This is a genomic window from Rhizobium sp. RU33A, assembly GCF_900156055.1.
In the GTDB taxonomy this organism is placed as follows: domain Bacteria; phylum Pseudomonadota; class Alphaproteobacteria; order Rhizobiales; family Rhizobiaceae; genus Allorhizobium.
The window spans coordinates 54,478-76,070 of the sequence record NZ_FTMQ01000003.1 but is presented as its reverse complement, the minus strand read 5'-3'; the positions used below and the strand labels follow the sequence as shown (position 1 = coordinate 76,070).

25 protein-coding genes are annotated in these 21,593 nt (G+C 62.9%); 16 read left to right on the top strand and 9 right to left on the bottom strand.

Annotated features, from left to right (window positions below; all coding sequences use genetic code 11):
* The first annotated feature begins 163 nt into the window (after positions 1 to 163).
* From BW978_RS11185 to BW978_RS11175, 3 genes are all read left to right on the top strand, one after another.
* A complete protein-coding gene (locus BW978_RS11185) occupies positions 164 to 1,126 on the top strand; it encodes an MBL fold metallo-hydrolase (RefSeq protein WP_175616874.1) in 963 nt (320 codons plus the stop codon).
* 189 nt (positions 1,127 to 1,315) lie between these two features.
* The gene (locus BW978_RS11180) at positions 1,316 to 1,540 is read left to right on the top strand and encodes an antitoxin MazE family protein (RefSeq protein ID WP_076395135.1); all 225 of its coding nucleotides are present in this window, start codon (positions 1,316 to 1,318) and stop codon (positions 1,538 to 1,540) included.
* A complete protein-coding gene (locus BW978_RS11175) occupies positions 1,537 to 1,881 on the top strand; it encodes a type II toxin-antitoxin system PemK/MazF family toxin (protein WP_076395133.1) in 345 nt (114 codons plus the stop codon). Before BW978_RS11180 ends, BW978_RS11175 begins: the two co-directional genes overlap by 4 nt.
* A 106-nt stretch (positions 1,882 to 1,987) precedes the next feature.
* Here BW978_RS11175 and BW978_RS11170 read toward each other — a convergent pair whose 3' ends face one another.
* The 3 genes from BW978_RS11170 to xylF all read right to left on the bottom strand — a co-directional run bounded on the left by BW978_RS11170 (position 1,988) and on the right by xylF (position 5,387).
* Positions 1,988 to 2,773 carry an ATP-binding cassette domain-containing protein gene (locus BW978_RS11170; protein ID WP_006727196.1) on the bottom strand — a complete coding sequence of 262 codons (786 nt, stop codon included), beginning with the start codon at positions 2,771 to 2,773 and terminating at the stop codon, positions 1,988 to 1,990.
* 14 nt (positions 2,774 to 2,787) lie between these two features.
* Positions 2,788 to 4,101: a sugar ABC transporter permease gene (locus BW978_RS11165; protein WP_076395131.1), complete on the bottom strand. Its 1,314-nt coding sequence runs from the start codon at positions 4,099 to 4,101 to the stop codon at positions 2,788 to 2,790.
* A gap of 245 nt (positions 4,102 to 4,346) precedes the next feature.
* Positions 4,347 to 5,387, bottom strand: a complete 1,041-nt coding sequence (xylF, locus tag BW978_RS11160) for a D-xylose ABC transporter substrate-binding protein (RefSeq protein WP_076395129.1) — start codon at positions 5,385 to 5,387, stop codon at positions 4,347 to 4,349.
* Between the two features lie 239 nt (positions 5,388 to 5,626).
* On the opposite strand from xylF, the gene BW978_RS11155 reads away from it, so the two are divergent.
* The 7 genes from BW978_RS11155 to BW978_RS11125 all read left to right on the top strand — a co-directional run bounded on the left by BW978_RS11155 (position 5,627) and on the right by BW978_RS11125 (position 9,726).
* On the top strand, positions 5,627 to 6,838 hold the full coding sequence (locus tag BW978_RS11155) for an ROK family transcriptional regulator (protein ID WP_076396456.1): 1,212 nt from the start codon (positions 5,627 to 5,629) through the stop codon (positions 6,836 to 6,838).
* Positions 6,839 to 6,921: 83 nt separating this feature from the next.
* On the top strand, positions 6,922 to 7,200 hold the full coding sequence (locus BW978_RS11150) for a BrnT family toxin (protein ID WP_076396454.1): 279 nt from the start codon (positions 6,922 to 6,924) through the stop codon (positions 7,198 to 7,200).
* On the top strand, positions 7,187 to 7,411 hold the full coding sequence (locus BW978_RS11145; RefSeq protein ID WP_348529163.1) for a BrnA antitoxin family protein: 225 nt from the start codon (positions 7,187 to 7,189) through the stop codon (positions 7,409 to 7,411). The genes BW978_RS11150 and BW978_RS11145 overlap by 14 nt, the downstream gene beginning before the upstream one ends.
* 210 nt (positions 7,412 to 7,621) lie before the next feature.
* Positions 7,622 to 7,834, top strand: coding sequence for a hypothetical protein (locus BW978_RS11140; RefSeq protein WP_244551941.1), 213 nt, complete (start codon positions 7,622 to 7,624; stop codon positions 7,832 to 7,834).
* 76 nt (positions 7,835 to 7,910) lie between these two features.
* On the top strand, positions 7,911 to 8,618 hold the full coding sequence (locus BW978_RS11135) for a haloacid dehalogenase type II (protein ID WP_076395125.1): 708 nt from the start codon (positions 7,911 to 7,913) through the stop codon (positions 8,616 to 8,618).
* Positions 8,615 to 9,403 carry a trans-aconitate 2-methyltransferase gene (gene tam, locus BW978_RS11130; protein WP_076395123.1) on the top strand — a complete coding sequence of 263 codons (789 nt, stop codon included), beginning with the start codon at positions 8,615 to 8,617 and terminating at the stop codon, positions 9,401 to 9,403. The genes BW978_RS11135 and tam overlap by 4 nt, the downstream gene beginning before the upstream one ends.
* A gap of 74 nt (positions 9,404 to 9,477) precedes the next feature.
* Complete coding sequence (locus tag BW978_RS11125; RefSeq protein ID WP_076396450.1) at positions 9,478 to 9,726, top strand: DUF982 domain-containing protein; 249 nt, start codon at positions 9,478 to 9,480, stop codon at positions 9,724 to 9,726.
* Between the two features lie 38 nt (positions 9,727 to 9,764).
* Here BW978_RS11125 and BW978_RS11120 read toward each other — a convergent pair whose 3' ends face one another.
* Positions 9,765 to 10,202: a YqaA family protein gene (locus BW978_RS11120; protein ID WP_076396448.1), complete on the bottom strand. Its 438-nt coding sequence runs from the start codon at positions 10,200 to 10,202 to the stop codon at positions 9,765 to 9,767.
* Positions 10,203 to 10,423: 221 nt separating this feature from the next.
* On the bottom strand, positions 10,424 to 10,726 hold the full coding sequence (locus BW978_RS11115; RefSeq protein WP_076395121.1) for a hypothetical protein: 303 nt from the start codon (positions 10,724 to 10,726) through the stop codon (positions 10,424 to 10,426).
* A gap of 140 nt (positions 10,727 to 10,866) precedes the next feature.
* On the opposite strand from BW978_RS11115, the gene BW978_RS11110 reads away from it, so the two are divergent.
* Together BW978_RS11110 and BW978_RS11105 are read left to right on the top strand one after the other, a co-directional pair.
* Positions 10,867 to 11,148: a hypothetical protein gene (locus tag BW978_RS11110; RefSeq protein ID WP_076395119.1), complete on the top strand. Its 282-nt coding sequence runs from the start codon at positions 10,867 to 10,869 to the stop codon at positions 11,146 to 11,148.
* Between the two features lie 152 nt (positions 11,149 to 11,300).
* A complete protein-coding gene (locus BW978_RS11105; protein WP_175616873.1) occupies positions 11,301 to 12,824 on the top strand; it encodes a sensor histidine kinase in 1,524 nt (507 codons plus the stop codon).
* Positions 12,825 to 12,866: 42 nt separating this feature from the next.
* On the opposite strand, the gene BW978_RS11100 is transcribed toward BW978_RS11105, so the two are convergent.
* Together BW978_RS11100 and BW978_RS11095 are read right to left on the bottom strand one after the other, a co-directional pair.
* A complete protein-coding gene (locus tag BW978_RS11100; RefSeq protein WP_076395115.1) occupies positions 12,867 to 13,694 on the bottom strand; it encodes an SDR family oxidoreductase in 828 nt (275 codons plus the stop codon).
* On the bottom strand, positions 13,691 to 14,884 hold the full coding sequence (locus tag BW978_RS11095) for a phytanoyl-CoA dioxygenase family protein (RefSeq protein WP_076395113.1): 1,194 nt from the start codon (positions 14,882 to 14,884) through the stop codon (positions 13,691 to 13,693). The genes BW978_RS11100 and BW978_RS11095 overlap by 4 nt, the downstream gene beginning before the upstream one ends.
* Before the next feature lie 97 nt (positions 14,885 to 14,981).
* Here BW978_RS11095 and BW978_RS11090 point away from each other — a divergent pair, with 97 nt between their 5' ends.
* Complete coding sequence (locus BW978_RS11090; protein ID WP_076396446.1) at positions 14,982 to 15,998, top strand: LacI family DNA-binding transcriptional regulator; 1,017 nt, start codon at positions 14,982 to 14,984, stop codon at positions 15,996 to 15,998.
* Between the two features lie 22 nt (positions 15,999 to 16,020).
* Here BW978_RS11090 and BW978_RS11085 read toward each other — a convergent pair whose 3' ends face one another.
* Both BW978_RS11085 and BW978_RS11080 read right to left on the bottom strand, forming a co-directional pair.
* A complete protein-coding gene (locus BW978_RS11085) occupies positions 16,021 to 17,733 on the bottom strand; it encodes a methyl-accepting chemotaxis protein (RefSeq protein ID WP_280173593.1) in 1,713 nt (570 codons plus the stop codon).
* Positions 17,734 to 18,052: 319 nt separating this feature from the next.
* Positions 18,053 to 18,445 (bottom strand): DUF937 domain-containing protein, encoded by a 393-nt coding sequence (locus BW978_RS11080; RefSeq protein WP_076395111.1) that lies wholly within the window; start codon positions 18,443 to 18,445, stop codon positions 18,053 to 18,055.
* A 226-nt stretch (positions 18,446 to 18,671) separates the two neighbouring features.
* On the opposite strand from BW978_RS11080, the gene BW978_RS11075 reads away from it, so the two are divergent.
* The 3 genes from BW978_RS11075 to BW978_RS11065 all read left to right on the top strand — a co-directional run bounded on the left by BW978_RS11075 (position 18,672) and on the right by BW978_RS11065 (position 21,582).
* Positions 18,672 to 20,240, top strand: coding sequence for a helicase HerA-like C-terminal domain-containing protein (locus tag BW978_RS11075; RefSeq protein ID WP_076395108.1), 1,569 nt, complete (start codon positions 18,672 to 18,674; stop codon positions 20,238 to 20,240).
* Between the two features lie 153 nt (positions 20,241 to 20,393).
* Positions 20,394 to 21,200: an EAL domain-containing protein gene (locus BW978_RS11070; RefSeq protein WP_244551940.1), complete on the top strand. Its 807-nt coding sequence runs from the start codon at positions 20,394 to 20,396 to the stop codon at positions 21,198 to 21,200.
* A 61-nt stretch (positions 21,201 to 21,261) separates the two neighbouring features.
* Entirely contained in the window at positions 21,262 to 21,582 is a 321-nt protein-coding gene (locus BW978_RS11065) for a YnfA family protein (protein WP_076395104.1), read from the top strand.
* Positions 21,583 to 21,593: the final 11 nt, after the last annotated feature.

Sequence of the window (21,593 nt, the reverse complement as noted above, 5' to 3'; positions counted from 1 at the left end):
GCGACCCGACACAGGCAACCTCAAAGCAACTTGTATCACGTCAGGCGACATTACGACTTGTGCACAAATGTCTCGCGTGACAGATATGTTCGCGCAACCTATTGCGCGCGGTGCCCGCGCGACGGAAATGGTGCTCCAAGTTATCTCGAATGGGAGATCTACCATGCTGATCAATCGTCGTTCCCTGCTGTTGACCGGGGCTGCCGCCGGCCTTGGCGCTGCCTTTTCCACCTCGGCCTTTGCCGCAGCACCGCTTTCAGGTGTCCAGGCCCCGGGCTTCTATCGCCGCAAGGTCGGAAGCCTCGAAATCACCGCCCTGCTCGACGGCTTTGCCCCGCTGTCGGTCGACAACTTCTCCGGCGCTGACAAGGCCGACCTCGTCGGCATTCTCAACCAGGCCGGCCTGACCGAAAGCCTGCCGACCTCGGTCAATGCCTTCGTCATCAATTCCGGCGAAAAGACCTATCTCGTCGATACCGGGCTTGGTGCAAACCAGATGTTTGGCCCGACGCTTGGCCGCACCGTCGCCAATCTGGCTGCCGCCGGCATCACGCCAGACCAGATCGACGCCGTGATCCTGACCCATGCCCATCCCGACCATGCCGACGGCCTGATCGGTGCGGATGGCGCGGCAATCTTTGCCAATGCCGAACTCGTTCTGCATGAGAAGGAAGCCGGATTCTGGCTGGATGACGGCGCTCTTTCCAGCGCCCCCGATGGCCTGAAGCCGATGTTCGACCTCGCCCGCAAGGCGCTGAAGCCCTATGAGGCGCGCACACGTCTGGCAAAGGATGGCGAGATCTTCCCGGGCGTCGAGATGATCCTGTCTGCCGGACATACGCCCGGTCATAGCATCCTGCGCGTCGCCTCCGGTGCAGACCAGATGCTGATCGTCGGTGATACCGTGCACAATGCCGCGATCCATGCCGAGAAGCCGGATGTCGGCTTTGCCTTCGATATGGATCCCGCCGAGGCCGCCGCCAGCCGTCGCCGGATCTTCGACATGGTCTCGGCCGACAAGATGCTGATCGCCGCAACCCACATCGCCTTCCCGAGCTTCGGCCAGATCTTCGTCGATGGCGACCACTACCGCTTCCAGCCGGCGGATTACGCCTACACGCTGTAAGGCATCGCGCGGCGACGCGAAGACGAACGCAAAACAGATGGAACCGGGCCTTGTGCCCGGTTCTTTGCGTTGGGGCGGGGCGTATGCATCGTGACATGTTAGGCGTAGGGCAGAGCGCATATCGGGGCACCTTGGCGTGTTTGCATGTACGTGATAGGTTACATGTAACCATGTTTGTAGGAGCCTTACATGACATCGGCATCCAAGCCCAAGTCGTCACGCGTCAAGGTCGCCGAGCATCGCCAGCGGCTACGAGCCCAGGGACTTCGCCCCATCCAGATCTGGGTGCCGGACATCCGATCGCCTTCCTTCAAGGCGGAAGCCAGCCGGCAGTCGTTGGCTGTCGCCAAAAGCGAGCAGGCAACGGCCGACCAAGACTTCATCGACGCGGTTTCCGACTGGACCGATGAATGAGACGTGGAGATATCTGGACGGTGGCCGGGGGCAATGACTGTGCCGGAAAACCGCAGCCGGCGGTCATCGTGCAAGACGACAGTTTCGACCAGACTGGGTCGCTCACCCTATGCGCCTTCACCTCCGACGAGACCGACGCGCCCTTGTTCAGGCTCCCGGTTCTCCCGACCACCGGCAATGGCCTGCGGCACCCCTCTCGGCTGATGGTGGACAAGATCACGACGGTTTCGAAATCCAAACTCGGTGAGTGGGTCGGGCGACTGGATGACGAGGACATCGTACGGCTTAATCAGGCGATGCTGGTCTTTCTCGGACTGGCGGGGCCTCCGCGCCAAAGGTGAACGGTTAGGCTGCCGACTTCGGCGTGCGTAACAGCGGCGCCCCAAACGCAAACGAGGGAGCTTAACGCCCCCTCGCTTCTCTCACTTCACTTAACGTCCGCTCGGCTTACGCCACCTGCATGGCGCCCGGCCCGGGCACTGCCCCGGGAGGGCACTTGCCGAGGATGATCATCCCTAAGACTTCGTCCTTGGTGACATCCTCGGTGCGGGCATGGCCCACGACGCGGCCGTTCTTCATGACGAAGACACGGTCGGCGAGGTCGAAGACGTCGTGGATGTCGTGGCTGATCAGGAAGATGCCGATGCCGTCCTTTTTCAGCTGCTGGATGAGGTCGCCGACCTGGGCGGTTTCCTGCGGGCCCAAGGCGGCCGTCGGTTCGTCCATGATCAGGATCTGGGCGTCGAAGAGGATCGCGCGGGCGATTGCCACCGACTGGCGCTGACCACCGGAGAGCGCCTTCACCGGCTCCTTGAAGCGCTGGAAGTTGGGGTTCAGGCGCCCCATGACTTCGCGGGCCTTCGCTTCCATCGCGACATCATCGAGCGTGCCCCAGGCGGTGCGCAGCTCGCGGCCGAGATAGAGGTTGGCGGCAGCATCAACGTTATCGGCGACGGCGAGCGTCTGGTAGATCGTCTCGATGCCATACTTCTTGGCGTCGCGCGGATTGTTGATGTCGGCAAATTCGCCACGGACCAAGATATCGCCGTTGTCGCGCTTGTAGGCGCCGGAGAGGATCTTGATCAGGGTCGACTTGCCGGCACCGTTATGGCCGAGCAGGGCCACGACTTCCCCCGGGAAGAGGTCGATCGAGGCGTCGTCGACGGCGTGAATGCCGCCGAAGGAGATGGAAACGTTGCGCATTTCCACGAGGGGGGTGCGGTTTTCAGACATGAGTTCAACTCCCCTTACTTCGCACGCGAGCGGTAGACGGTGTCGAGCCAGACCGCGACGACGAGCACGATACCGATGACGATGCTCTGGAGCGGTGTGTCGAGACCGAGCAGAACCATGCCCGAGTTCAGTGATTGCATGACGATGGCGCCGAGCATGGCGCCGGCGATGGTGCCGACACCGCCGGCAAGCGAGGTGCCGCCGATAACGGCTGCGGCGATGGTGTAGAGCTCGTCCAGCGTGCCCTGCGCGTTGGTCGCGGCATTGAGACGGGCCGTCGAGATGGCAGCGGCGATGGCGCAGAGTGCACCCATCAGCGCGAACAGCTTGACGATGACCCACTTGACCTTGATGCCGGCGAGTTCGGCGGCTTCCGGGTTACCACCGATCGCAAAGACATAGCGACCGAAGCGCGTGCGGTTGGTGATGAAGGCCATGACCATGGCGATGCCGATGGCGATCAGAACCGGAACGGCGATGCCAAGACCGATCTGCAGGCCACCTTCCGGCCAGGCAATGCCATTGGCTTCGGCGTAACGGCGGGCCAAATTGACCGGCATGTAATAGCTGTTGGCGACCCAAACCGCACCGAGAACCGCGAAGCAGCCGGAGATGACGAGGAAGTATTCGGCCCAGACCGGACGCAGCGGGAAGCCGAAGCGACGACGCTGGCGACGGGTGTTTAGGATGGTCAGAACGATCATCAGGCAGGCGACGAGGCCGACGATCCAGCTGGCCGTGACACCGATCGAACCATCCGCGCCACCGCCCATCAGGCGGTAAGTGGTGTCCATCGGAGCGACAGTGGCGCCTGAGGTGACCATCCAGGCAGCACCGCGCCAGACGAGCAGGCCGCCGAGCGTGACGATGAAGGCGGGCACGCCGAGGAAGGCGATGATCGCGCCATGCAGCGCGCCGATCGCCGTGCCGACGAGGATGCCGGCGCCAAGCGCGATGATCCACATCATCGGATGTTCGAAGCCGATGATCGGTGGCAGGATGCGGGCCTGAAGCACCGCCATGATCATGCCGACGAAACCGAGAATGGAGCCGACGGATAAGTCGATGTTGCGGGTGACGATGACCAGCACCATGCCGGTCGCCATGACCGAGACGGAGGCAGCCTGGACCGAGAGGTTCCACAGGTTACGCGGGGTCAGGAACAGGCCGTTCGACAGGATGTCGAAGCCAACCCAGATGAACCCCAGAGCGATGACCATGCCGAGCAGGCGCGTATCGATTTCGGTGGCTTGAAAGAAGCGTTTTACCGCTGAAACATTGGATGCCCGAGCACCATGCGCGGGTGTGGCAAGGCTGTGATCCGCCATACGAAAAATTCTCCCCAGTCGTTTGTCGGCTTGCGAAGGGCCGCGCCTTGCGCGGGCTTGCGGGCATTGGACCCGCCATGCGGATCGAGGCATCTGTCGTTCTTCGGCGGCTGTTGCCTGGTCATGCGGTGGCCCCTTGAAGCCAGCCCACACCTTGCTGCCGCGATGCTCTCGACCAGTCGAAACGCCGCAGCGCAAAAGGCTGCGGCGTTCCGGCTCAAGCTCTGTGGTCAGTCACTACAGGATCAGTTGCAGGCGGCAACAGAACCGGCGGCAACGCCCTGGCATGCTTCTTCCTTGGAGATCCAGCCAGCGTCGATGACGGTGGCGAGGTTGTCCTTGGTGATCGGCAGCGGAGCGATGAAGTAGGAGTTCATTTCGACGGCCTTCGGACCGCCGGAGAACTTCACGGTGCCTTCGATTTCGTCCATCGACTTGCCGGCGGCCAGTTCGTTGGCGATTTCAGCGGCCTTCTTGCCGAGTTCGCGGCTGTCCTTCCAGACAGACACGGTCTGGGTGCCGAGTGCGACGCGGTTCAGAGCGGCCTTGTCGCCGTCCTGGCCGGAGACCGGAACGGCGCCGGCGAGACCCTGGGCTTCCAGAGCTGCAACCACACCGCCGGCCATGCCGTCGTTCGAGGAGACAACAGCGTCAACGGCGTTGTTGTTGGCGGTCAGGAACTGCTCCATGTTCTTCTGAGCAGCTTCCGGCTTCCAGCCGTCCGTGTAGGCTTCGCCGACGTTCTTGATCTTGCCGGAGTCGATGGCTTCCTTCAGCACTTCAACCTGGCCGGAATAGAGGAAGTCGGAGTTCGGATCGGTCGAGGCGCCCTTGATGAAGACGTAGTTGCCTTCCGGCTTCGCCTTGAACACTTCGCGAGCCTGCATGCGGCCCACTTCCTTGTTGTCGAAGGTGATGTAGTAGGCGTCCGGGTTCTCGATCAGACGGTCGTAACCGACGACCGGGATACCTTCAGCCGTTGCCTTTTCGATCGCCGGAGCAATGGCTTCGGAGTCCTGGGCGAGAACGATCAGGGCGTTTGCGCCCTGGGCGATCAGGCTTTCGATGTCGGTGAGCTGCTTGGCGGCGGACGTCTGGGCGTCCGCAGAGATGTACTTGTTGCCGGCGGCTTCGAGTGCTGCCTTGATCGCTGCCTCGTCCGTCTTCCAACGCTCTTCCTGGAAGTTCGACCAGGAGACGCCGACGGTCAGACCTTCGGCATTGGCGACAGAATGCAGGCTCACGATGACGGCAGTCGCTGCCATCAGCTTCATAACGGATTTCATTTTTAAAACCTCCCAAGGTGAAAGCGGACCGTCGGAAGACCTCCCAACCTACGACCCGCTGCGAAACTGCCCTTACCCCATGGACCCCCGTCCAATGGTTTTTCTCGACAGTCGAGAAAATAACTGTCAGAAGATTCTCACGCTGTCAACACGAGCCGGAGGAGGCTTGCAAAGACAGTTGCCAAATGCTTTGGGAGGAGCATGCGGTGGACCATACGAGAGCGGGCGACAAGCCCATCATGACAGCCAGTCCGAGGGCGAGTACAGAAGCCGTTCGCCACCAGAACAATGGGCTTGTGCTGAAGGTTCTCAGGCGTGAGGGCCCGCTGGCGCATACCGATCTGTCTGCCGCGACGGGGCTCTCTTCCGCGACCGTTTCGGCAATTACCTCGCATCTCGAGAAAAATGGTTTGCTGGAACGGCGCGAGGTGGCGAATGCCGGCCAGCGCGGACGCCCTCGTGCCCTCTTTGCCCGTCGCCGGGACGCCGCCCATGTAATTGCAGTGCGCATCTCCTCGCATGCGGTGCAATATTCGCTCGCCGATTATCGCGGCACGATGATCGACCGATTTGAGGAGGCGCGCGAACAGGGGGCGGAATCGCCCAAGCGGTTCATTGAGGGTTTTCGGGCGGCGCTTGAGCGCCTGATCCAGCGGTCCCGCCTGCCAGCGTCTTCGATCTCGACCATCTCGATCTCCAGCAAGGGGCTGGTGGACCGGGAGGGCGCGAAGCTTCTGTGGTCGCCAGTCTTTGGCTATCAGGAGCTGGACTTCGTGACCGCGCTTTCCGGCTTCAGCGGCAGCCGGATCCACCTCTTTAACGAGAGCCTGCTCGTCACCCATGCGCTGGCACTCAGGCTGGAGAAGAACAGGGGCGCACCGCTCGCCTCGCTTGCCACGCTGTCGCTCGGCCATTCGATCGGGCTCGGGATTGCCTATCGCGACCAGCATGGCGATCTCGAGATCCGGGCGCCGAATTTCGGCCACATGCTGCATGCGAGCGACGGCAAGCTCTGCCGCTGCGGCGCGATCGGCTGCATCGAGGCCTCCGCCGGCTTTTACGGCATCCTGCGCATGGCCTTCGAAGTGCCGCCGGACACGATCCCGGCGAAATTCGTGCCGCTGGCCGAGATGGAGAAGATCGCAAGCCGCGCCCGCCAGGGACACCGCGCCTCGGAATATGCCTTCCGCCAGGCGGGGCTGGCGCTCGGCCAGGGACTGTCACGCATGCTGAGCCTCGCCGAGGAGACCATGCCGATCGCGATTACCGGCCCCGGCACGCGCTTCATGGATCTCTTGACCCGCGGCCTCGACGAGGGGCTGGCGCAATCGCAACATGTGCGCGTACGCGGCGCGCCGGAGATCCTCATCATCACCGAGGAAGAGACGCTTGTCTTCGAGGGGCATGTGGACCGGGCGCTGACGGAGATCGATCAGGATCTGGGTGGGTGATGGTGCCATCGCATCCGATTGCATCCATTGGTAGAGCTGTCTATTTTAACAATGGCCATTCTGACATTTTTGTAGTAACAATAATGGATATCACCTTCGATCCTGAAAAGCGGATGAAGGCCCTTGTTGAAAGGGGATTGGATTTTGCGCGGGCGGGAGAGGTTTTTGCCGGCCGGCATCTGACGATAGAGGACGATCGCCGCGATTATGGTGAAGTCCGTTTCATGACCATCGGCATGCTGGATCAACGGATGGTGGTGATGATCTGGACGCATCGCGAACCGGCGATCCGTGTGATCAGCATGAGGAAAGCCAATGACCGTGAGTATACCATCTACAAAGGTCGCCTTGTCGGACATTGACGATGAGGCGCCTGACCTTTCGACCAGCCCCTGGGTCGAGAAACTCCAGGCGGCACCGGTTCGAAGCGGGCGGCCCAAAAGTCCCAAGACGAAGGTCTCGACAACCATCCGGCTGGACCAGGACGTAATAGACGCCTTTCGCGCCGAAGGCCCGGGCTGGCAGTCGCGGATCAATGCGGCGCTCAGGGACTGGCTGCGGACCAAATCCTGACTGTGACTTAGCGAAGCTAGCCGATCCCTTTGAGAGACCGGGTGGGTTTGTTCATTTTCGGATCGACGCTCGCGAAAACGTCAGGCATAGCAGCAGGCAATTCAAGTTGTGACGCGCCGGCGGACATTCGCTGCGCTCGCGTCCTCCGATCTGCGGCCTGGCCTCAAAAGTGGGAGGGCTGAGATCGGCAGTGCCCAGAGAGAGACCCCGATGATCAAGATCATGGTATTGCTGCATGCGGCTCAAGGCCGGGACTGGCAGACGCCGCCGAAGGGCACCAGCCTGAAGACCTTGGCCGAGGCCGAGGAACAGGGTCTGATCGAGATCCGGGGCGAATTTCAGAAGCGGCAGTTCCGGCTGACGACCCGCGGCTTCTCGACCGTCGAACACGACCGAAAGCGGCTTGCGGCGCGTCGCAGCTGATTGCGGTCGGCCACGGCCCCCTGCCCGCTTGAACGGCCGACGCCAGCGCCCTAACCTCCTTTCAGGAGGAACATTCATGACAGACGCGATCGCATCCCATGCTGACGTCCAGACAGGCTCCGGGCGCCAAGCCTATGTCTTCGATGCCTATGGCACCCTCTTTGACGTGCATGCGGCCGTGCGCCGGCATGGCCAGGCCATCGGGCCGGATGCCCAGGCACTCTCCGATCTCTGGCGGGTGAAGCAGCTGGAATATACCTGGGTGACCAGCCTGATGGGGCAATACCGGGATTTTCGCGCAATGACCGAAGATGCGCTCGACTTTTGCCTTGCCCGGTTTCCCGGCGTCGACAAGGGTCTGCGGGCGGATCTGCTCGACGCCTATCGCAAGCTCGACTGTTTTGCCGAGGTGCCGGACGTTCTGGCGGCGCTGCGCCAGACCGGGGCACGGATCGCGATTCTCTCCAACGGCACGCCCGCCATGCTCGACGAGGCGGTTGCCGCGGCCGGGATCGGCCACCTGATCGACGACATCTTTTCTGTCGATCCCTTGAAGATCTACAAGACGGCGCCGGCGGCTTATGCGCTGGTCACCTCGACCTACAAGATTGCCGCCCCGGATATCGCCTTCCAGTCCTCGAACCGCTGGGATATCGCCGGTGCCAAGGCCTTCGGCATGACCTGCCACTGGATCAACCGAACCGGTGCACCGGACGAATATGCCGATTTTGCGCCCGACAAGGTGTTGTCGTCGCTTTCGGGACTTGTCGAGGTTTCGGCGTGAACTGGTCTGCAACGCAATATCTCCGTTTCGAAGATGAGCGGACGCGGCCGGCGCGGGATCTGCTTGCGAGGGTGCCGCTGGAGATTGCCAGGCACGTGATCGATCTCGGCTGCGGGCCGGGCAATTCGACCGAGCTTCTTGTCGATCGCTTCGGGCTTTCTGCCGTCAGCGGCCTCGACAGCGACGACGACATGCTGGCGAAAGCACGGGCGCGCCTGCCCCGAACGTCCTTCATCAAGGCTGACCTCGCCACCTGGCGCCCTGACGCGCCGGCGGACCTTCTCTATTCCAATGCCGTCTTTCAATGGGTGCCGGCTCATCTGGACGTACTTGCCGCCCTGATGGAAGGGCTGGCGCCGGGCGGCTTTCTGGCAGTCCAGATGCCCGACAATCTGGGCGAGCCGAGCCACATGGCGATGGATGAAACGGCAGCAGATGGCCCCTGGGCCCCTGTCTTTGCCGGGGGGCGTGCCAAGCGGGAGCCTCGACCGAGACCGGCGGCCTACATCGACCGTCTGATGCCAATGTCGGCCAGCGTCGAGGTCTGGCACACGGTCTACTATCACCCGATGGCGAATGCGCAGGCGATTGTCGACTGGGTCGAAGGAACAGGGCTCAGGCCTTATCTGGCCGCGGTCGAACCGGACCAGCGTGATGCCTTCCGCGCAGCCTATCGCGGGCGCATCGAACGCGACTATCCGCCGATGGCGGACGGACGGCTGCTGCTCGCCTTTCCCCGGCTTTTCATCGTCGCACAGAAGAACCGGGCGTCTCTGGCGGATTGACATTCTCGCCGCTATAGAGGCGGCCATGATCCGGCGCCGAAGCGCCTCTGACTTCACGAAAGATGAAAACGCTGATGACGAAGACCTGGAGCAAGCCCGTGATCCTGCATGGGATCGGCGAAGAGGGCGAGGATGTGGTGGTCGACAGTTCGCTTGGCGCCTCTTGGGCCCTGATCGAAGACTGGCCGGAGGAAGAGAGCGAGGTTCTGGACAAGGCGCTTCTGGTGCTCGGCGCCGTGGCGCAGGGCAAGGCGAAGGAAGAGGATGGTCGCCAGGCGCTGATCTCAGCGGCGATGGCCGCTGGCGTGAAGTTTACCGCCTGAGCTCTGCCCCCGCTTGAAGCCGGGCCAGACGGCCAAGGTCACATCAGACCGAGGGTAATTGCGGCGAGCACGGCGTAACGCCCGGCCTTGGCGATGGTCACGAGGATCAGGAAGGTGAGAAACGGCGTGCGCAAGAGGCCGGCGACGACCGTCAGCGGATCGCCGATGATCGGCACCCAGGACAAGAGCAGCGACCAGATGCCGAAGCGCCGGTACCAGGCTTCGGCACGGGCGAGCTTTTGTTCTGAGACGGGAAACCAGGGCCGGTTGCGCAAATGCTCGATGAAGCGGCCGAGCAGCCAGTTGACGACCGAGCCCAGCACATTGCCTGTCGTCGCGACGAGAAGCAGCAGGACAACCGGCTGGTCTTTGGCGAGGATCAGGCCGACCAGCACGGCCTCGGACTGCGCCGGGACGATGGTCGCGGCGAGGAAGGCTGCCAGGAAAAGGGCTGTATAGGCGGCGAGCGCTGTGATCACCAGCCCGGTCTAGCGCGGCGAGTTCCCGCTGGCAATGTGGTGGGTTCGCGCGACGGCACCTGCGTCGGTTCAGACGCTTCCGGTCTTTGCAAACGAAGGCTTCGAAAAGGGCTTCGAAACTGACCAAAAGAAGGGCCGCCACGCATCCGGGGGCGATGCATGGCGGCCGGATGGCCGGGGGCTGGCCATCGAAACTCTGTCCTGTCAGACGTTCATCGTCAGACGACGCGACGGGCGGCGTGCTCGATATCGGCGCCGGCTGCCTCATCCGCATTGATCACGCGACTGCCTTCGACACGTGCGCCAGGCTCCAGACCCTGTGGCCCGTGATCGCGGACCTGATGCGGGGCGGGCGTGGTGATGGCGCCGTGGTTCGGATCGTTGACGTCCTGGCCGCGGACGCCATCGGCATCGGCCTTGCGTTCATCCGGGTTGCTGCGCGTATCGCGTTCGCGGGTCGCATCGGCAATCAGGCGGTCGAGCTCGTCCTCGGTCATGGCGCTCAGATCGAAATCCTGCATCTTGGTCTCCCTGCTTCTCGTGATGAAAGGTGTTCGTCTCATCAACGCGCGACTCGGCGAAAGGTGCCGTGACCAGTAGGCGATTGTGGAAACCGATCAGAAGGGGGAACATTGCACCCTCTTCGAAGGGGGCCGGATCCATGGCTTTCGCCAGCATCATGCACATCACCCGGGCGATCGAGGCCGTCGGCGTCGCGGTGATCGTCATCGGCATCGCGGTATCCGGTTTCGCCTATCTGAAGAGCCCGCGCGGGCTGGACGCCTTTGGCCTGCGTCGGGGCGGGTCGCAGTGTCAGCGGGCTTGGGCAGCTTGCGAACGCCTTCCTCGCGATGATCTTCGCTGTCTGAGGTCATCGTCTTTCTCCATGATTGTATTCAGGGATTGCGTTCAGGTTTATCCCTCCTGCCGAACGGGCATGTGATCGGTTCGTTACGATTTCCCGTGGCAAAACTGGCCCCCACGCCACGTCGTTGTGTTGCAATGGTTGTTCCGACCTGCTCTAAAAGGACAGCCTTGAACAATTTTCGACGCAATTTCGAAAGGGCGCACGGCTTGGCAGTCTGGGGTCCCGATATGGTGTTACGCTGGTTCCGGACCATTCAAATCGGGAGTGTCCTGATCCCCGTCGTTGGCGGGCTGATCTGGGGCGGGATCGCCTGGCAGGAGCAGAAGGCGATCGCCACCGATCATGCGGTCGATACCGTCACGCTTGTGCGCCAATATTCCCAGCGGCTGCTCGAGACCGAGATCATCAAGCATGGCGCGGCCCGCAGCCGGGTGAACGGCGAGCCGGCGGACTTTTTGCGTTCAGAAGCTTTTCACAGTTTTCTCGCCGGCCTTGACGGTCGCCAGCCCGATAATTTCGGACTGGTGGTGATCAGCAACGAGGGGCGAATGGTTGCGTCGAGCCGCGCCTTCCCCGTCGATGTTCCGATGGGCGCGCGCGACTATATCGACGCGATCCAGAGCGGCAGCCGGCTCTTCATCGACCGGATCAAGCTGGAGCCGGGCGGCGAGGATGCGATCATCGTCGCAACGCCGTTCGTCACCAATGAATTCCGCGGCATGATCGTTTCGTCGATCGCCACCGACACCAGCCGCACCTTCCTGCGCGATGTCACAGCGCAGGACAATGAGGCGGCGTCGCTCACCCGTGACGATGGCAAGCTCCTGGTCCGCCAGGTCCCGGCCGAGCCGATCTTTCTTGCCCCCGACACGCCGGCGCGACAGAACATGGCCCAGGGCAATGAGGGTGTCTATGAAGCGCTGGCGGTCTCCGACGGTATCAGGCGGATCTATGCCTTCAGCCGGCTCGGCGGCATACCGCTCGTCGCCAATTTCGGCGTACCGATCGACGGCATCCGTGCCGCCACGATCCGCAGTGCCCTGCCCGTCTGGCTGCTGATGCTCGCCATCAGCGCCTTCACGCTGGTTGCGACGTCGCTTGCCAGACGCAGCATGCTGGTGCAGCGCGAGAGCGACCGGCAGTCGCTGAAGCGGGCAGAAGCCGAGAACCTCGCGCATCAACGCGCCGAACTCGTGCGCGAGATGAATCACCGGGTGAAAAACAATCTCGCGCTGGTGACGAGCCTCATCAACATGCAGGCCCGGCGGGGCAGCTTCGACGTACAGGCGCTGCAGATGCGGGTCAGAGCGTTGGCCGAGGTGCATGACCTGCTCTACCGCTCCAGCCACGGCGAGAAGATCGATCTCGGCGAGCTCCTGACCCGCGCCTGCGATCCGGCGACGCTGGTGCCGGAAGATCGGGACATCACACTCGAAGCCGTTCTGCCGAGCGGCATCCTCCTGCCTGCCGACCGGGCCTCGCCGCTCGCGCTTGCTGCACTGGAGCTAGTGACCAATGCGGTGAAGCATGCCTATGTCGACCGCGAGAGCGGGACGATCCGCCTGACGCTCACAGCCGAGAACGAGGGTCAGGCCAGCCTCACCATTGCGGATGACGGCATTGGCATGGAAGAAGAGACCACGCGACGCTCCGGCACCCGCCTCGTCGATGCCTTCGTCAAGCAGGTTGGCGGCGAGATCACCCGCGAGATGGACGGCGGGACGCGTTACGTGATCCGGTTCAGCCTGTGAGGGAAGCCGCGTCGGGGGTTCCGCGACTTCCCTCGCCTCCCCTCAGAGCGTCATTTTTTCCTTCGGGTGCGGGCTGTCCTCGTAGGCGCCCCAGATCGACTGGTCGAAATTGATCGTGGCACCCGTCATCAGGCCGCTTTCCTCCGACGAGAGATAAGCGCAGGCGCGCGCCACTTCGGCCGGATCGACCAAACGGCCGAAGGGCTGGCGGGCGGCGGCTTCCTTCAGCCAGTCGGCGGGCGCGCCATGATATTCGCGCTGGATGCGATCTTCACCGTCGCTCGCCATCCAGCCGATGTTGAGCGCATTGCAGCGGATGCGGTTTTTCAGGAGGCCGAAGGCGACATTGCGGGTCAGCGTATCGAGCGCACCCTTGGAGGCACAATAGGCGGCGATGAAGGGCTGGCCGGCCATTGCGGACATCGAGGAGATGTTGACGATGGTGCCCTCGATACCGTCGCGCAGCATCAGCTTCACCGCATCCTGGATGAGGAAGAAGGGTGCACGGGTGTTGATCGCGAACATGCGGTCGAACAGCGCCTCGTCGGTGTCCAGGATGGTGCCGCGATCGGTGATGGCGGCGACATTGACCAGCGCATCGATGCGGCCGAATTTCTCGTCAGCTGCAGCAATCACCCGGCGGCAGTCGGCGACCTCGCCGAGATCGGCTGAGACGAAATGCACCGGGGTGCCGTAGCGCTCGGTGATCTCACGCGCCTTGGCCTCGCCCTTGTCGCGGCTGCGACCGCAGATGACTAAGCCCTCTGCACCGCGCTCGGCAAACAGCCGGGCGACTTCCGCGCCCAGCCCCTGCGTGCCGCCGGTGACGACGGCGATCTTGTTGTCCAGTCTTCCCATTGTGGTCCTCATGCCCTGCGCTTGGCAGCCTGTGTCTCGACGAGCGCTGCAAAGGCCTCCGGTTCCATGCCCGCCTCGAGCGCTTCCGCCATCATGGTGTTCTGCGTCTTCGGCGCAAGGCCACCGACCGGGGGATCGCTGTCGAGATTGGTCGGGAAGGCATAGCCTTCCGCCGTGGCCGCAATGGCATTCCCGATTTCGGCCGAGGTCAGCGCGCCCGTCCTCTCGGCAGCGAGCAGCGCCGGATAGACCGCCTTGCACATGGCATCGCGGTCGACGCTTTCCATCGCGCGGCCGAAGGCGGAGGAGACCTGCAAGAGGTTTGCCATGCGCCAGATATCGGCTGACACATTGTTGCCGGCGCCGTGCATCAGGGCTGGGTTGAAGAAGACGGCGTCACCCTTCGACAGCGGCAGCTGCACGTGGCTCTCGGCAAAGACGGCCTGGAATTCAGGACGGCCGAAGGCGAGGTAACCTTCGAAGAAGGACTGCGAATAGGGCAGGAAAAGCGTCGGGCCGCTTTCGACCGGCATATCGCAATGGGCGACGGCACCCTGCAGCGTCAGCAGCGGCGAGACGGCATGGATGTGCCCCGGATAGGCCTGCATCTGCTGTGGCGACATGAAGCCGAGGTGATAATCGCGATGCGGGATTTGCGCCTTGCCGCCCGGGTTTACCCGGTTCATCTGCGCCGTCATCTGGTAGCCCCGGCCGAGCCAGGCTTCCGACGCCATGGCGATTGCGTCGGAGGCATAATAGCGGGCGAAATTGTCGGGGTCGGCGAGCGCGTGTTTCTGCAGCGAGTTCCAGATGCGGTCATTGGCGCCGGGTTTGGCGAAATGGTCGGCGGCGGCCTTGCCGCCTTGCTTCTCGGCCTTGACGATGGCGTTGAAGACCTCGGTGGCGCGATCGACGACCGCAAGATCGGCAATGGCGTTACGGATGACGATGACGCCGGGGCCGGTCGAGAAGGCTTCGACCCACTCGGCCATCAATTCGCGGCAGGCTTGCGGATCGCCGGCGATGTCGCGCACGGTCGATCCATCATAGAGGAGCACGTTCTTCTCGACCCCGGCGGCGAATGGCCAGTCTTCGCGCCTGGTCTTTTGCGCCACCAGCGCCTTGAAGGCCTGGATGTCACCGGCCTCGCTGTCGAGCCAGACCTTGTCGCGGCGACGGCTGGTCAATGTTCTCTGGTCCATGATTTCCTCCCGAAATCCTCATCCACCTTGACCATAGTCAGGCAACGAGTGAGAGATGAGCGGCGAAACACCTCAAAAACACCTCAAGGCTCCTTTCATGCGCCCGCCCTTCCCGCTCAAGGACATCGCCCTGCAATCCGGCCTCAGTCTCGCCACCGTCGATCGGGCCCTGCACGGACGCGGGCATGTGGCGAAGGTGACGGGCCTTCGCATCGAGGCAGCGATCGCGGAACTGGAGCGGCAATATGCCGAGGCACGCATCGGCGGGCGGCGCCTCGTCATCGACGTGGTGATGGAAACGCCGCAGCGGTTTTCGAATGCCGTGCGGGCGGCCTTCGATGCCGAGCTGCCAGGCATGCGCCCAGCCTCTCTTTCTGCCCGCTTTCACGTGGCGGAGACCATGGAAGAGCGCGATCTTCTCGCCATCCTCAAGCGCATCCGTCGGCGCGGCAGCCATGGCGTCGTCGTCAAGGTGCCCTCGACGACGGCGATCGCGGAGATGGCGGCGGAGTTGATGGAGAGCGGCATTCCTGTGGTGACGCTGGTGACCGACCTGCCCGCTGCTGTCCGGCAGGGTTATGTCGGCATGGACAATCGGGTGGCCGGGGCGACGGCCGCCTATCTGCTCGCCCGCATGGCGGGGGCGGCTGCGGGCAAGGTGCTTGTCACACTGTCGAGCGCCCGTTTTTCCGGCGAAGAAGAACGCCAGCGCGGCTTTCGCGATGCGCTCGGTCGCGACGCCCCGCATCTTGGCAGCGTAACGATATCAGAGGGGTTCGGCGTCGACCGCACGACAGAGCGGCTGGTGAAGGCGGCGCTGGTCAGCCATCCCGAGATCCGCGCCGTCTATTCAATCGGCGGCGGCAACCGGGCAATCCTGCGCGCCTTCGCGGAAGAAAAGCGCCGGATCGACGTTTTTGCTGCCCATGACCTTGATGCCGATAATCGCGCGCTGCTGGCGCAGGGTCGCCTGACCTTCGTCATCCATCACGATCTGCGCCAGGACGCCCGCAGCGCCTGCCAGATGGTCATGGCGCATCACCGCATGCTGCCCCGGGATTTCCAGGTGGCACCGTCGCGGGTCGCAATCGCGACGCCGCATGAGGTGATGTGAGAGATTACTCGGCCGCAGCCGATCAGGCCGCTCGGCCCATGGCGTGCTGCACCTGGCCGGGCTTCAGCGCCGAGGTCTGGAAGCGGGATACGAGACCGTAGAGTTCGCGGGCACCGTCGGCGAGGGAATTGGCGGCAGCGCTTGCTTCTTCAACGGTCGCCGCACTCTGTTGCGTGACTTTGTCGAGCATGTTGATCGAGCTGTTGATCTCACCGATGCCTTGCGCCTGGTCGCGGGCGGACAGCGAGATCGCGTCGACATTGCCGTCGATTTCCTGGACCTGATTGACGATCGATTCCAGCGCGTGGCCGGTCTTGTCGACGAGGGTCACGCCGTGGCGGACGGCTTCTGCCGACTTGGCGATCAGGCCCTTGATGTCCTTGGCAGCGCTCGCCGAACGCTGCGCGAGTTCACGCACTTCCTGGGCGACAACGGCAAAACCCTTGCCGGCTTCCCCTGCCCTTGCTGCCTCGACGCCGGCATTGAGCGCCAGCAGGTTGGTCTGGAAGGCGATCTCGTCGATCACGCCGATGATGTTTTCGATCTCGCGCGAGGAGCCGGCGATCTCGTCCATGGCCGATGTCGCTTGCGTGACGACCGTGCCCGAGGCCTCGGCATTGGCGCGGGTCTCGCTGACGAGGCGGGTGGTGGTCAGCGTGCGGGTCGTGGTGTCCTTGACCGTACGGTTGATCTCTTCGAGGGCGGCGGCCGTTTCTTCGACGGTCGCGGCCTGGCGTTCGCCGTTTGCAGCGATGCTGTTCGACACGTCGCTGATGACAGCGGCATTCTCGGACAAAGCCTGGGCGGCGCGCACGATGCCAGTCATGGTGTCGTCGAGCGCCTGGGCCGCGGTGTTGACGTCGAGCCTCGTCGCTTCCAGGACGGCGTCGAGCGGCTCGTTCAGGCGCACGGTGAGGTCGCCATCGGCGAGGCGCTTGATGGCCTGGCCGATGATCTTGACCGCCCGCATGCGCGGGCTGATGTCCGTGGCGACCTTGATCACCTTGTAGACCTTGCCACGTGAATTGAAGACGGGCGTGTAGGCGGCCTGGATCCAGACCTCGCGGCCGCCCTTGCCGTAGCGGACGAAGTTGGACGAAATGAACTCACCGGCGCGCAGACGCTCCCAGAACTGGGCATACTCGGCAGTCTCACCATAGGCGGGATCGCAGAACATGCGGTGATGCATGCCGACAATCTCGGCTGCGTCATAGCCCATGGCTTTGAGGAAGTTGTCATTGGCCTGAACGATGCTGCCGTCGATCTCGAACTCGATGATCGCCTGGGACTGGTCGATCGCCCTCAGCCGGTTGCCGTCGTGAAGGGAGGCGATCTTGCTTGTCGTGATGTCGGAGGCGATCTTCAGGATGCGGACTACGCGGCCGCCGCTAAAGACCGGATTGTAGGTCGCCTCGATCCAGACATCGTCGCCCGACTTGCTCTGTCGGCGGAACTGGCCGCTCTGGAAGCGACCGGCCGCAAGCTCCGACCAGAAGCGCTGATAGTCCGGAGCATTGCGGATCGCTTCCTCGCAGAACATGCGGTGATGCTTGCCGACGATCTCGTCCAGGCGGTAGCCGAGGGTCTTAAGGAAATTCTCGTTGGCGTGAAGGACAGTGCCGTCGGGCGAGAACGAGATCATCGCCTGTGCCGTGGAAAGCGCCTTCATGTCATCGGCAAGCTTATTCGCGTTCAGGTAGTTCGACAGCATGTTTGCCCCCAGGCGTGAATACATGCCTCAATCAAACCTGCGTTATGTTAACGGCTGCTAAATGGGAGCGTGTATTTCGCCACAAATGACAAACGTTAAGCGGGAAATCTGACCGAAACACCCAAAAAAGGTTGAATTCGGAGTTTCTCAGAAAGACTGAAAGACAGGGCGACCATTATTTTTGAGGGGTATCAACTGATGCGCGTCCCTTCTCCCGTGCTGCGACTGCTGCGCAGTCAACCCTTGTTCCACGCATGGAACAATTCGCGATCGCGCAGGGTCATGAAAAAACCGCCGGGTCTGCACCCGGCGGTTGATGATGCGTTTTGTGGCGGAAGGTCGATCAGACGAACTGGCTCAAACCCGGAACCGAGGCCACAACCTCGTCAACGACGTCGGCGCCGGCGTATTCGCGGGCAACCGCCATGGTTTCCTTGGCGAGCGTCGAGATTTCGCCCATGCCGAGCCCTTGTGACATCAGTTGCTGGCCGAGGCCCATGATGCCGCCGCCGCCGATGGCGCTCATCAGGCCGCCGAGCAGGCCGCCGCCGCCGGCGCCTTCGCCGTTGTGCTTGGCAACCAGTTCAGCGGCACCGGGGATGGCTTCGATCATGCGGGCGACCGGGCCGTCTGCTGCTTCGCGCTGCAGGAAGCCGAGCATCATGCCGAGCGCCGTTTCGGCCTTTTCCTGGGAAATGCCGACATTGTCGGCGATGCGGGTGACGATTTCGCTCATTCTCGAAGTCCTCCTGAGGCGATTTTGACGTTAACGTCAACGTAATGGATGTTCACGGTGAACTCAAGCGGTCCAGCCATGGTGCGGCGAAATTTGCCGGGGACGACACAGGAGTGCGACCGCATCGCCAAGCGTACCGAAACGGGATGGTCGACCGTTGTCGATGTTCCACAGTCCACCTATAAGAGCAAGCTGAAGTGTTGGCGACGCAGGGAGAAACGTCCGCATGCTGCAAGAAGGTTCGCTCTATCTCGGCACCAGCCGCAACCCGGACGACAGCCTGAACAAGGCTGAATACATGGCGCTGAAATACGGCAACCGGCACGGCATCGTCACCGGCGCGACCGGTACCGGCAAGACCGTGACGCTGCAGGTTCTTGCCGAAAGCTTCTCCGAGGCCGGCGTGCCGGTGTTTGCATCTGATATCAAGGGCGACCTCTCCGGCCTTGCCGCCATGGGCGAGCCGAAGGACTGGATCACGCAGCGGGCGGAGCAGATCGGCTTTACCGATTATGCGCCTGCCGAATTCCCTGTCATCTTCTGGGATCTCTATGGCGAGAAGGGCCATCGGGTGCGCACCACGGTGGCCGAGATGGGGCCGCTCTTGCTCTCGCGGCTGATGAATGCATCGGAAGCGCAGGAGGGTGCGCTCAACATCGCCTTCAAGATCGCCGATGAGGGTGGGCTGCCGCTGATGGACTTCAAGGATCTGCAGGCGCTGCTCAATTACATGGCCGAGCATGCGACCGAGCTTTCGAGCCAGTTCGGCCTCATCTCCAAGGCATCAATCGCGACGTTGCAGCGCGGGCTGTTGATCCTCGAGCAGCAGGGCGCGGAAAATTTCTTCGGCGAGCCGGCGCTCAAGGTGACCGACATCATGCGGACCACGCACGACGGGCGCGGCGCGATCTCGATTCTGGCCGCCGACAAGCTGATGATGAACCCGCGGCTTTACGCAACCTTCCTGCTCTGGCTGCTCTCGGAGCTTTTCGAGGAGCTGCCGGAGGTGGGCGATCTCGACAAGCCGAAGCTGGTCTTCTTCTTCGACGAGGCGCATCTTCTCTTCAATGACGCGCCGAAGGTCTTGATCGAGCGTGTCGAGCAGGTGGTGCGGCTGATCCGCTCCAAGGGCGTCGGCGTCTATTTCGTCACGCAGAACCCGCTCGACGTGCCGGAAACCGTGCTCGCCCAGCTCGGCAACCGCGTGCAGCATGCACTGCGCGCCTATACGCCGAGAGAGCAGAAGGCGGTGAAGACGGCGGCCGACACCTTCCGGCCGAACCCGGCCTTCGATTGCGCCGATGCGATCACTCAGCTCGGCATCGGCGAGGCGCTGGTGTCGACGCTGGAAGCCAAGGGCATTCCCTCCATGGTCGAGCGCACGCTGATCCGCCCGCCGTCGGGCAAGGTGGGACCGATCGACGACGCCACGCGGCAGAAGGTGATGAACCTGTCGCCGGTCGCCGGGCAATACGACATCGATCTCGATTCGGAATCGGCTTACGAGATCCTCACCGCCCGGGCGAAGAAGGCCGCAGACGCCGAGGCGGCGCGGCGCGCGGCGGAGGAGAAGGCGGAAAGCGGCGAGAGCGCTGCTGGTCGCTGGACCCTGCCGGGCTTCGGCGACGAGCCCGAGGAGACGCAGAGCGGCCGCAAGACAACAACGACAAAACGCTCCGGCGGCTATCAGCGCGAGACGGTGATCGAGGCCGCCATGAAGAGTGCGGCACGCTCCGTTGCGACTTCGGTCGGCCGTGCCTTGGTTCGCGGGATTCTGGGAAGTCTTCGCCGGTGAAAACTTGCATTTTTCTCGCGTGCCACAAGAACTGAGTGACGAAAGCTCACCGTTATCGGCGGGTTTTTGTTCACTTCCGTGCAACCATCCCTGATATATACTCATCACTGATACAATTCGCGGATCTGTCTCCGGGAATTCATGGGGTCGAGCTTGGACAGCAGTCTGGATCACGTCGTTCTGGTCAACAATGCAAAGCGCGCGCTGCAACGCGGACGCTTCGAGCTCACCTATCAACCGATCTATTCTGTCGACAATCGGGAAGTGGACAGTGTGGAAACACTGCTACGCTGGCGCATTGCGCCTGGCCAGCTTGCGGCCGCGCAGGACTTCCGCGCGGTCTTCCGCGATCCCATGATGTCGCTGTCGATCCGCGATTTTGTGCTGTCGACGACGCTGCGCCAGGCGGCGCGCTGGCGGGCCGAGGGCCACGACATGGGGCGCATCAGCGTCAATGCCACGGCCTTTGACCTCTGTTCCGGCGATTTTGCCCTGCGGCTCACCGACATGGTGCAGGGTTTTGGCCTGACACCCGACATGCTGGAGATCGAGGTGGCGGAGCCTGCCTTTTACGGCCCGCTGGCAAAGCCGGTGAGCCTGGCGCTCGAAGCCTTGCACTACTGCGGGTTTTCGCTGGCCATGGACAATTTCGGCGCGACCCATGCCGGGCTTGCGGCGCTCCGCAACCACAGCTTCCGGCGCCTGAAGATCGACCATTCGCTGATGCGCAGCGCGCTCACCAATGCCGTCGACAAGGCGATCGTGCGGCATGTGATCGCGCTTGGCCACGATCTCGGCATGATCGTCACGGCAGCCGGTGTCGAGAACGAAGACCAGATGGAAATTGCCGTACAGCTCGGCTTCGACAGCGTGCAGGGCTTCTTCGTCTGCTTCCCGAAGGAAGCAGAACTTTTGCCGCGCGTCTGTCACGTGCTGAACTTGCAGGGCCGATCCGCCTAAGCCTCTGGCCTCAGCCATTATGCCCTTCCGCCCTCGCTGATGAGATGGCAGGATGGCGCCCATGACCTTGCTGATCTATCCGCTGGCTGCCCTTGCCGAAATCGCCGGATGCTTCGCCTTCTGGGCCTGGCTGAAACTCGACCGCTCGCCACTCTGGCTCGTGCCCGGCCTTGTCTCGCTCGCCCTCTTTGCCTGGCTTTTGACGCTTGTGCCCTCTGATGCCGCAGGCCGCGCCTATGCGGCCTATGGCGGGGTCTATATCGCCGCCTCGCTTTGCTGGCTCTGGGTGGTCGAGGGGCAGCGGCCGGATCGATTCGACCTGACGGGTGCCGCGATCTGCCTGATCGGGGCGGCGGTGATCCTTCTGCCGCAGCGGGGGTGAGCGAAAAGCCC